General features: G+C 68.6%; 10 protein-coding genes and 1 pseudogene. 5 read left to right on the forward strand and 6 right to left on the reverse strand.

Annotated elements, in window-relative coordinates; translation table 11 throughout:
• The 3 genes from QZW52_RS17270 to QZW52_RS17280 all read right to left on the reverse strand — a co-directional run.
• A partial coding sequence (locus QZW52_RS17270) for an LOG family protein (RefSeq protein ID WP_294000981.1) occupies positions 1 to 676 on the reverse strand: 676 nt, incomplete at its 3' end.
• On the reverse strand, positions 645 to 1,436 hold the full coding sequence (locus QZW52_RS17275; protein WP_294000992.1) for a HesA/MoeB/ThiF family protein: 792 nt from the start codon (positions 1,434 to 1,436) through the stop codon (positions 645 to 647). The genes QZW52_RS17275 and QZW52_RS17270, both read right to left, overlap by 32 nt.
• 28 nt (positions 1,437 to 1,464) lie before the next feature.
• Positions 1,465 to 2,913, reverse strand: coding sequence for a S41 family peptidase (locus QZW52_RS17280; RefSeq protein WP_294000982.1), 1,449 nt, complete (start codon positions 2,911 to 2,913; stop codon positions 1,465 to 1,467).
• A 215-nt stretch (positions 2,914 to 3,128) separates the two neighbouring features.
• On the opposite strand from QZW52_RS17280, the gene QZW52_RS17285 reads away from it, so the two are divergent.
• The 5 genes from QZW52_RS17285 to QZW52_RS17305 all read left to right on the forward strand — a co-directional run bounded on the left by QZW52_RS17285 (position 3,129) and on the right by QZW52_RS17305 (position 7,581).
• Positions 3,129 to 3,425: an AbrB/MazE/SpoVT family DNA-binding domain-containing protein gene (locus QZW52_RS17285; protein ID WP_294000983.1), complete on the forward strand. Its 297-nt coding sequence runs from the start codon at positions 3,129 to 3,131 to the stop codon at positions 3,423 to 3,425.
• Positions 3,422 to 3,838, forward strand: coding sequence for a type II toxin-antitoxin system VapC family toxin (locus QZW52_RS17290; RefSeq protein WP_294000984.1), 417 nt, complete (start codon positions 3,422 to 3,424; stop codon positions 3,836 to 3,838). Before QZW52_RS17285 ends, QZW52_RS17290 begins: the two co-directional genes overlap by 4 nt.
• Positions 3,835 to 4,695 (forward strand): NADPH-dependent 7-cyano-7-deazaguanine reductase QueF, encoded by an 861-nt coding sequence (gene queF / locus QZW52_RS17295; protein WP_294000985.1) that lies wholly within the window; start codon positions 3,835 to 3,837, stop codon positions 4,693 to 4,695. Before QZW52_RS17290 ends, queF begins: the two co-directional genes overlap by 4 nt.
• Complete coding sequence (locus tag QZW52_RS17300; protein WP_294000987.1) at positions 4,692 to 5,069, forward strand: ArsC family reductase; 378 nt, start codon at positions 4,692 to 4,694, stop codon at positions 5,067 to 5,069. The genes queF and QZW52_RS17300 overlap by 4 nt, the downstream gene beginning before the upstream one ends.
• A gap of 166 nt (positions 5,070 to 5,235) precedes the next feature.
• Positions 5,236 to 7,581: a penicillin-binding protein 1A gene (locus tag QZW52_RS17305; protein WP_294000988.1), complete on the forward strand. Its 2,346-nt coding sequence runs from the start codon at positions 5,236 to 5,238 to the stop codon at positions 7,579 to 7,581.
• 12 nt (positions 7,582 to 7,593) lie between these two features.
• Here QZW52_RS17305 and QZW52_RS17310 read toward each other — a convergent pair whose 3' ends face one another.
• The 3 genes and pseudogenes from QZW52_RS17310 to QZW52_RS17320 all read right to left on the reverse strand — a co-directional run.
• A complete protein-coding gene (locus QZW52_RS17310; RefSeq protein WP_294000989.1) occupies positions 7,594 to 8,172 on the reverse strand; it encodes a YgjP-like metallopeptidase domain-containing protein in 579 nt (192 codons plus the stop codon).
• 11 nt (positions 8,173 to 8,183) lie between these two features.
• Entirely contained in the window at positions 8,184 to 8,693 is a 510-nt protein-coding gene (locus tag QZW52_RS17315) for an outer membrane protein assembly factor BamE (RefSeq protein WP_294000990.1), read from the reverse strand.
• Positions 8,694 to 8,720: 27 nt separating this feature from the next.
• Positions 8,721 to 9,091 (reverse strand): annotated as a pseudogene (locus QZW52_RS17320) (hypothetical protein); the annotation flags it as partial.

Genomic DNA, 9,091 nt, shown 5'->3' on the forward strand with positions numbered 1-9,091 from the left:
CGAACAGCTCGTCGAGCGTGCCGAAGCCGCCGGGGAAGCACACCAGCGCGATGCTGCGCATCAGGAAGTGCATCTTGCGCAGCGCGAAGTAGTGGAACTGGAAGCACAGTTCCGGCGTGATGTAGGCGTTCGGCTCCTGCTCGTGGGGCAGCACGATGTTCAGGCCGATGCTGCGGCCACCGACCTCGTGCGCGCCACGGTTGCCCGCTTCCATGATGCCGGGGCCGCCGCCGGTGACGACGTGGATCGGCGAGTCCAGCCGCCCGGACTCGCGGGTGACAATGGCGGCGAAGCGGCGCGCCTCCTCGTAGTAGCCGCTCATCTGCACCTGCGTGGTCGCGCGGGCAATGGCGGCTGTATCGCCGCTGGCCTGGGCTTGTGCCAGACGCGCCGCCGAGACCTCCAGCGGCAGGATGCGCGCACTGCCAAAGATCACGACGGTGGACTCGATGCCCTGCTCGCGCTGCACCAGCTCGGGCTTGAGCAGCTCCAGTTGCATCCGCACCGGCCGCAGCTCGTCGCGCAGCAGGAACGCGTCGTCGGTGAACGCCAGCCGGTAGGCGCTTTCCGGGCCGCTGTAGCGGGAGACCGGCTGGGCGGCGAGGGCTTCTTCCTCCGCGCTGGGGAAGTTGCGGGCTTTCAGGTCAGGGTGAGGCGGAAGTTGAGGTTGGTCCATGGTGTTCGTTGTGGCGATCCGCGCAGACGGGGCACGCGGGGTCGCGTCCCATGCGGATCTCGGTCCATTCCATGCGGCGCACGTCCAGCATCTGCAGCTTTCCAGCCAGTGACGTGCCAAAACCGCTCAGGATCTTCAGGGCTTCGGCCGCCTGCATGGTGCCGATGATGCCCACCAGCGGCGCGAACACGCCCATCGTGGCGCAGCGTACTTCGGGCACCTCGGCCGACGGTGGAAACACGCAGGCGTAGCAGGGATCGGCGCCACCGCGCACGTCCCAGACCGAGATCTGGCCGTCCAGCCCGATGGCCGCGCCGGAGACCAGCGGCTTGCCGTGGTGCACGCAGGCGGCGTTGACGGCGTGGCGCGTGGGGAAGTTGTCGCTGCAGTCGAGCACCACGTCGGCGGCAGCCACCAGCCGGTCGAGCAGGGCAGCGTCGGCCCGCTCGGCGATGGCGTGGACGCGCACCTCCGGGTTGATCGCCGCCATCGCCGCCGCCGCGGACGTGACCTTGGGCTGGCCGACGCGGTCTTCGGTGTGGGCGATCTGGCGCTGGAGGTTGGTGCGGTCCACGGTGTCGTGGTCCACCACCGTCACCGTGCCGACACCCGCACTGGCCAGATACAGCAGCACGGGAGAACCCAGCCCGCCCGCGCCGATCACCAGCGCGTGGCCGGCGAGCAGGCGCTGCTGGCCTTCCACGCCGATCTCGTCGAGCAGGATGTGCCGGCTGTAGCGCAGCAACTGGTCGTCGTTCATGTCGGGCAGGTCCACTGGCGTGCTCCGCTCACTTGGCTTTCGGCTCTTCGGCCTTGCGCTCCACCTGCGTCTTCGAGGCCACCACCGACTTGCCCTTGAGCCGGTTGAGCGCCTGCTGGAGCGGGAAATCGTCGGGGGCACCGTACTCGGGCAGGGTGGGCACCTTTTCCTTGCCCTCCTTGGACTTCGCCTTGGCTTCTTCGAGCTTCTTGAGCGCCTCCTCGCGGGCTTTCTCGCGGGTGTCGTCCTTCTTTTCTTCGCCGTTGTTGAGGTGCTTGTCCAGATCGGCCTCGCGCATGCGCAGCGCCGCGTACGGGCTGCCTTCGGCGGTCTCGTCCACGGGGATGTCGGGCAGGATGCCCTTGGCCTGGATCGACTGGCCGGACGGGGTGTAGTAGCGCGCCGTGGTGATCTTCAGCGAGGTGTTGGGCATGGGCAGCCGGGCCATCTCGCTCTGCACGGACCCCTTGCCGAAGGTCTGTGCGCCCATGATGACCGCCCGCTTGTGGTCCTTGAGCGCGCCAGCCACGATCTCGCTGGCGGAGGCCGAGCCTTCGTTGACCAGCACCACCACCGGCACCGTCTTGAGCAAGGCCGGCAGCCCCGCCAGCGTGTCGTTGCCATCGCGGGAATAGAACATCGGCGCCGCCTTGAGCACGCTGCGCGACTCGGCGATCTGGCCATTCGTGGACACCACCACCGCGTCCTTGGGCAGGAACGCCGCCGACACGCCGACCGCAACGTCGAGCAGACCGCCCGGATCGTTGCGCAGGTCCAGCACCAGGCCCTTGAGGTTCGGCTCGACGCGGAAGATCTCCTTCAACTGCTCGGCGAAGTCGCGCAGCGTCGGCTCCTGGAACTGGTTGACGCGGATCCACGCATAGCCCGGCTCCATCACCTTCGAGCGCACGCTCTTGGTCTTGATCTCCTCGCGGATGATTGCCACCGGGAACGTGCGGTTCTCGGCCTTGCGGTAGACGGTCAGGACCACCTTGGAGCCGCTCGGGCCGCGCATGCGCTTGATGGCCTGGTCCATGTTCAGGCCCTTGACCGCGACATCGTCGATGCGCGTGACGAGATCACCGGTCTGCATGCCCGCCCGGAACGCCGGCGAGCCTTCGATCGGCGAGACGACCTTGACGAGTCCGTCCTCCATCTCGATCTGGATGCCGACGCCGGTGAACTTGCCGCTGATGCCCTCGTGGAATTCCTTGTACGACTGGCCTTCGAAATACGCCGAGTGCGGGTCCAGCCCCGACACCATGCCGCCGATCGCATCGCGGATCAGCTTCTTCTCGTCCACCGGTTCGACATACGACCGCTTGACAAGGTCGAACACCGCAGCGAGCTGCTGCATGTCTTCCAGCGGCAGCGGTGACAGCGCACTGCGCGCCGTCGCCTGCAACTGCATCGTGGCCAGCGCACCAGCGACGGCCCCCACAGCCACCCAACCCGCAACCTTCAATTTGCTACCCATTTCGGACACCTTCGGACATCGCTTGAATCGTTCGGTCAGTATAGGACGGGCCATGCGCGCCGCTGCTGAACGGCCCGGCATGGCCCTGCACGCATCCGGCCAGAGCCGCAAGAATGCCGAAGGAATGCAGACAATCACACGGCCGGAACTCGCTAAACTGCCCTTGCCACTGCCACCGCCCCTCCACCCTGAACGCCCTTGTCCGAGCCACGCCGATGCACACCACCAGCCTCTCCAGCAAAGGCCAGATCGTCATCCCCAAGGCCGTGCGCAGCGAACTGAACCTGGTGCCCGGCACCCGGTTCGTGCTGTGCGTGGAGGCCGGGCGCCTCGTGCTGGAGCCGCTGCGCGAACCCGAGTTCGACCTGGCGTCCATCCACGCTGCGGTCGATGCGCTCGCGGGCTGCCTCTACCGACCGGACGTGGCGCCGACCAGCGCGGCCGACGACACGGCGGCCATCGTCGCCCGGATCGGCGCAGAAGACACCCACGCCAGCCGGAGCCAGCCATGATGTTCCTCGACAGCTCCGTGCTCGCCCGGCTCATCCTGCGCGACCAGCCCAGCGCCTACCTCGCCGCCCGCGAGCTGCTGCGCCAGCCAAAGCGTTTTGGTGTCACCGGCACCGTGCTGCTGGAGCTGGTCTGGCTGCTCAAGAGCAAGCGCATCGGCCACAACGACCTCGGCCGCGCCATCGCCGCCATCCTCGCGCTGCCGAACCTGCACTGCCCCGACATCGAAGCCGTCTGGACCGCCCAGATGGCCCACACCGCCGGCATGGACTTCGCCGACGCGCTGCACCTGGCGATCAGCGCCGAAGCGGGCGCCACCGGCTTCGTCACCGCCGACCCGCTGCTGGCCCGCCACGCCGAGCGCCTGGGCCTGCAGCCGCCGGTCGAGCTGCTTGGCTACCATCCCGCCCCATGACGCCCAACGCCCACACCGACCCCGCCGACTCCCCCCTCGGCAAGGCGGTCGCGACCTACCGCGACACCTACGCCCCCGAGCTGCTGTTCCCGATCTCGCGCACGCCCAAGCGCGCGGAGATCGGCCTCACCGCCGCCAACGCCAGTGGCCGACTGCCCTTCATGGGCGCTGACCTGTGGACCGCCTTCGAGCTGTCCTGGCTCACCCCGCGCGGCAAGCCCGAGGTGGCGCTGGCCACGTTCACCGTGCCCTGCGACTCGCCGAACATCATCGAGAGCAAGTCGCTCAAGCTCTACCTCAACAGCTTCAACATGAGCCGCTTCGACTCGGCGGACGCCGTGCGCGCAACGCTGGTGCGCGACCTGAGCGCCGCGGCCGGTGTGTACGTGGGGGTCAAGCTGGTGCTGCCGGACGTGTTCGACGCACAGCCGATCCACGAACTCTCGGGCCTGTGCCTGGACCGCATGGACATCGACTGCGACGTGTTCCAGCCCGCCCCCGAGTTGCTCACGGCGACGTTCGGCGAGCTGCCCGTCACCGAGACGCTCACCTCCAACCTGCTCAAGAGCAACTGCCTCGTCACCGGCCAACCGGACTGGGGCAGCGTGCAGATCACCTACAGCGGGCCGCAGATCGACCAGGCCGGCCTGTTGCGCTACCTGGTGAGCTTTCGCGGCCACAACGAGTTCCATGAACAGTGCGTGGAGCGGATCTACATGGACCTCCTGACCCGCTGCCGGCCGGTCAAGCTGCAGGTCTACGCCCGCTACACCCGCCGTGGTGGCCTGGACATCAACCCCTGGCGCACCAGCCACCCCGCCGCGGCGCCGGCCAACGTCCGCAACGCCCGCCAATGACCCCTCCGACCGCCCCGACCGCCGCCCTGACCCTGTACGGGATTCCGAACTGCGACACCGTCAAGAAAGCCCGCGCCTGGCTGGCCGAGCACGGTGTGGCCGTGGCCTTCCACGACTTCAAGAAGCAGGGGGTACCGGAGGCGGCACTGGACGCCTGGATCGCCGCCGTCGGCTGGGAGGCCCTCGTCAACCGCAGCGGCACGACCTGGCGCAAGCTGGACACCGCTGCCCAGGCCGCTGTCACCCGCGCCGACAGCGCCCGCGCACTCCTGCTGGCACACCCCAGCGCCATCAAGCGCCCGGTCGTGCAGTGGCCGGACGGTGCGATCACCGTGGGATTCCAGCCCGAGCGGTTCCGCCAGCGTCTGGACTGACACCACGATGCACGGCGCTACCGACAGCGCCACACAACGCCGCCCCACGGCATGTCCTGAAAACCCGACATCCCATGCCTTAGGCGGGGATGGCGCCCGAGGCGTCGCCGCTACAGTCGCGCGGCGTCCCTGTTTCCCGACTCCGCTGACCCCGCCCACATCCCCCGTGAAGCCGATCTCTCCCACGCCCCGGCGCCGGTGGCAGACCGCACGCACCGCCGGAAAGACCCTGCTCGGCCTCGTGCTGGCGGTCGCCTTGGTGGCGCTGCTGGGGCTGGGTTTCACTGTGGTGCGGCTGTGGTCCGACCTGCCACCGCTCGACAAGGTCACGCACTACGCCCCCCAGCAGCCGCTGATCGTCTACACCGCCGACGGTGTGCCGATCGGTCAGTTCGGCGCCGAGCGACGGCAGTTCGTGCCGATCGCGGACATTCCGGCGATGCTGCAGGGCGCGGTGCTCGCCATCGAGGACACCCGCTTCGAGCAGCATTTCGGACTCGACCCGCTGGGCATCGCGCGTGCCGTGCTGGCCAACCTGGGTGGCGGCATGCGCCAGGGTGCATCGACCATCACGCAGCAGGTGGCGCGCAACTTCTTCCTCTCGCCCAGCAAGACGCTGGAGCGCAAGCTCAAGGAAGCCCTGCTGGCGCTGCAGATCGAAGAGCAGCTCAGCAAGGCACAGATCCTGGAGCTGTACATGAACCAGATCTACCTCGGCCAGCGCGCCTACGGTTTCGCCGCCGCCGCACAGGTCTACTTTGGCAAACCGCTGGCCAGCCTGTCGATCGCCGAATCCGCCATGCTCGCCGGCCTGCCCCAGAACCCGAGCTACGCCAACCCCGTCACCAACTTCTCCCGCGCCCGCGCCCGGCAGGCCCTGGTGCTCGGCCGCATGGAAAAGGTCGGACTCATCACCCCCGAGGAACGCGCCACGGCCGCCGCCGAGTACCTGGCCATCCGCCTGCCCACGCACACCGAGGTCCACGCCGAATACCTGGCCGAGATGGCGCGGCAAGCCGTCGTCGCCCGCTATGGCGATGCGGCCAACACGCAGGGCTACAAGGTCTACACCACCGTGCGCGCCGCCGACCAGCAAGCCGCCTATGCCGCCCTGCGTGCCACGGTGCTGGAGCACGAGCGCCGCCAGCCCTGGCGCGGCCCGGAAGCGCGCGAGCCGCTGCCCTTCCTGCGTGGCGCCGAACTGGAGCGCGCCGCCGCCCAGGCCCTGCGCGACCACCAGGACGACAGCGACCTGCGGCTGGCCATCGTCACCGAGACCGGGCCGCGCGGCGTGTCGGTACAGCTCGCCACGGGCGAAACCCTGCAGATCAGCGGGGCGGGATTGGCACGGGTACGGGCTGCGCTGCTGCCGGATGCCTCGACGGAGCTGGCCATCGGCCGCGGCGCAGTCCTGCGGCTGGAGCGGCGGGGCGAGGACTGGACCGTCGCCCAGTGGCCGCAGGTGCAGGCCGCCTTCGTCGCACTGGAGCCACACAGCGGACAGATGCGGGCACTGGTGGGCGGTTTCGATTTCACGCGCAGCCCCTTCAACCGCGCCACGCAAGCCTGGCGCCAGGCCGGATCGAGCCTCAAGCCCTTCCTCTATTCGGCCGCGCTGGAGCACGGCGTCATGCCCGACACCCTCGTCAACGACGCCCCGCTCTGGCCCAGCGAAGCCAGTGCCGCGACCGGCTGGCAGCCACGCAACGCCGACGGGCGCTTCGACGGCCCGCTCACGGTGCGGCAGGGGCTGGCGCGCTCCAAGAACCTGGTCAGCCTGCGCCTGCTGCAGCAGATCGGGCTGGACAACGCCCGCACCTGGATCCACCGCTACGGCTTCGACGCCGAGCACCTGCCCGACAACCTGACACTGGCCCTCGGCTCCGGCAGCACCACGCCGCTGCAACTGGCGCACGCCTATGCCCTGCTGGCCAATGGCGGCCAGGAAACCACGCCCGTCTTCATCGAGCGCATCACCAACGCGCAAGGCGTGGTCGTCTTCCAGCCCCCGCGCCTGCCACCGCACGAGGAGGACAGCCGCACCATCCCGGCACGCAACGCCTTCCTCGTCAACACCATGCTGCAGGACGTGACCCGCAGCGGCGGCACCGCGGCCCTGGCCCAGCGCGCCCTGCAGCGCAGCGACCTCTACGGAAAGACCGGCACCACCAACGACGCCGTGGACGCCTGGTTCGCCGGTTTCCAGCCCGGTCTCGTGGCGGTGGCCTGGGTCGGGCACGACGAGCCGCGCAGTCTCGGCGAACAGGCGTCAGGAGGCACGCTCGCCTTGCCGATCTGGATCGGGTTCATGGAAAAGGCGCTGGCCGGTGTGCCCGAGGCGCCACTGCAGCCGCCCACCGGGGTCGTGCGTTCCGACAACGACTGGCGCTACACCGAATGGGCGCTGGGCGGTGCGGTGGACCGCATCGGCTTCGATCCACCGCTGCCGGCCGATGCCACCTCGGCACCCGAGGCTGCTGCGTCCGGGGTGCTGGCCGCTCCCGCCATCTGAACTTCAGGACGCTCAGGACCGAAGATCCCCTGGCGGGGGTGGCAAGTCCTTCCTGTTCGCCGGCACGGTCGTCGTCGCGGCGGCGGCGCGCTGGTCCAGGTGCGTCAGGTACAGCCGCAGATCGAACTCCAGTTGGTGGTAGTCCGCCTCCATGTGGCAGCACAGCGCATAGAACGCCTTGTCGTGCTCGCGCTCCTTCAGGTGGGCGAGTTCATGCACCACGATCATCTTCAGGAACGCTGCCGGCGCCTCGCGGAACAGGCTGGCCACCCGGATCTCGCGCTTGGCCTTGAGCTTGCCACCCTGCACGCGCGAGATGGTGGTGTGGGTGCCGAGGGCGTGCTGGATGACCTTGAGCTTGGGGTCGTACACCACCTTGGCGATCGGCTCGGCGCTGCGCAGGTAGCGGCTTTTCAGCGCCTGCGTGTAGTCGTAGAGCGCGCGGTCGGTGCGGACTTCGTGCGGCTCGGGGTGGCGCTTCGCCAGCAGCGTGCCGAGCTGGTCCTGGGCGACGAGTTCCAGCACCTGCGCCTGCAGCTCTGCCGAATAGCCGCGCAGGTATTTCAGCGTGCTCGCGGCACCGACCGGCACCGCCGGCCCACTCACTTGCCGCCGCCCTGGTACACGTCGCGCGGATCGTCCAGCGACGCCGCGTTCAGCACCTTGCCGTTGAAATCGTAGGTGACGCGGAAGACCTTGCGCGTCTGCCCATCGAGCCAGCGCCAGTCCCAGACCTCTTCCTTCTTGAGCTGGTACGCCTGCTTCTCGGCCGGTTGCCCCAGCAGCTTGCGCACCTCGGCCACGCTCATCCCCGGCTGCACCTTGCCGAAATACGCCGGGTGCAGCACTTGGCGCAGGCCGCTCATCTTGCCGTCCGGGCCGATGGTGATGTAGTAGTTCGTGCTGCCTTCGGGCTGGCGTGTGTACTCGAAGACGCGCGTGCCATCGTCGGCGCGCTGGATGTCGAGCGGCGTGCCGAACTCGCGCATCACGTCCATCTCGGTCGCGACGCCCTCTTCGAGCTTCGCGATCTTCTGCTGGTCGCAGCCGGTCAGCAGCGCCACAGCGGCCAGCAGGAGCGGCAGCACGCCGCGGGTGAACAGGTGTTTCATGGTGGTGGTGCGTTCTGCGTTTTGCGCTCAGATGGACGGGATCGGCTTCAGCGGCCCGGTGAACGATTCTCTCGCCGCAGGGGCAGACAAAGGTTCGAACTCGATGAGCTGCTCCGGCACATCGTAGTCGGGCAACTGGTCCAGCAGGTGCCGGATCAGCGTCAGCCGGCCACGCCGCTGGTCATTGAAGTCCACCAGCGTCCACGGCGCCTGCTGCGTGTGGGTCGCGTCCAGCATCGTGTCGCGGGCCATGCCGTAGTCGCGGTACTTCAGGCGTGCCTTCAGGTCGATCGGCGAAAGTTTCCAGCGTTTGAGAGGATCTTGACATCCTCCCCGCCCTAAAGGACGGGGATTCCTCCTGCGAGACGCGCATGTCCGCGCGCGGCGATGTTCCTGGC

Origin of the sequence: Sphaerotilus sp. (genome assembly GCF_013299175.1) — a bacterium.
GTDB lineage: Bacteria > Pseudomonadota > Gammaproteobacteria > Burkholderiales > Burkholderiaceae_C > Sphaerotilus.

What these genes read in the sequence shown, in the direction of transcription:
- QZW52_RS17300 (WP_294000987.1), top strand. Translation starts at nt 4,692, where the DNA reads ATGACCCCTCCGACCGCCCCGACCGCCGCCCTGACCCTGTACGGGATT.
- QZW52_RS17280 (WP_294000982.1), bottom strand. Translation starts at nt 2,913, where the DNA reads ATGGGTAGCAAATTGAAGGTTGCGGGTTGGGTGGCTGTGGGGGCCGTC.
- QZW52_RS17275 (WP_294000992.1), bottom strand. Translation starts at nt 1,436, where the DNA reads ATGAACGACGACCAGTTGCTGCGCTACAGCCGGCACATCCTGCTCGAC.
- QZW52_RS17315 (WP_294000990.1), bottom strand. Translation starts at nt 8,693, where the DNA reads ATGAAACACCTGTTCACCCGCGGCGTGCTGCCGCTCCTGCTGGCCGCT.
- QZW52_RS17285 (WP_294000983.1), top strand. Translation starts at nt 3,129, where the DNA reads ATGCACACCACCAGCCTCTCCAGCAAAGGCCAGATCGTCATCCCCAAG.
- queF (WP_294000985.1), top strand. Translation starts at nt 3,835, where the DNA reads ATGACGCCCAACGCCCACACCGACCCCGCCGACTCCCCCCTCGGCAAG.
- QZW52_RS17290 (WP_294000984.1), top strand. Translation starts at nt 3,422, where the DNA reads ATGATGTTCCTCGACAGCTCCGTGCTCGCCCGGCTCATCCTGCGCGAC.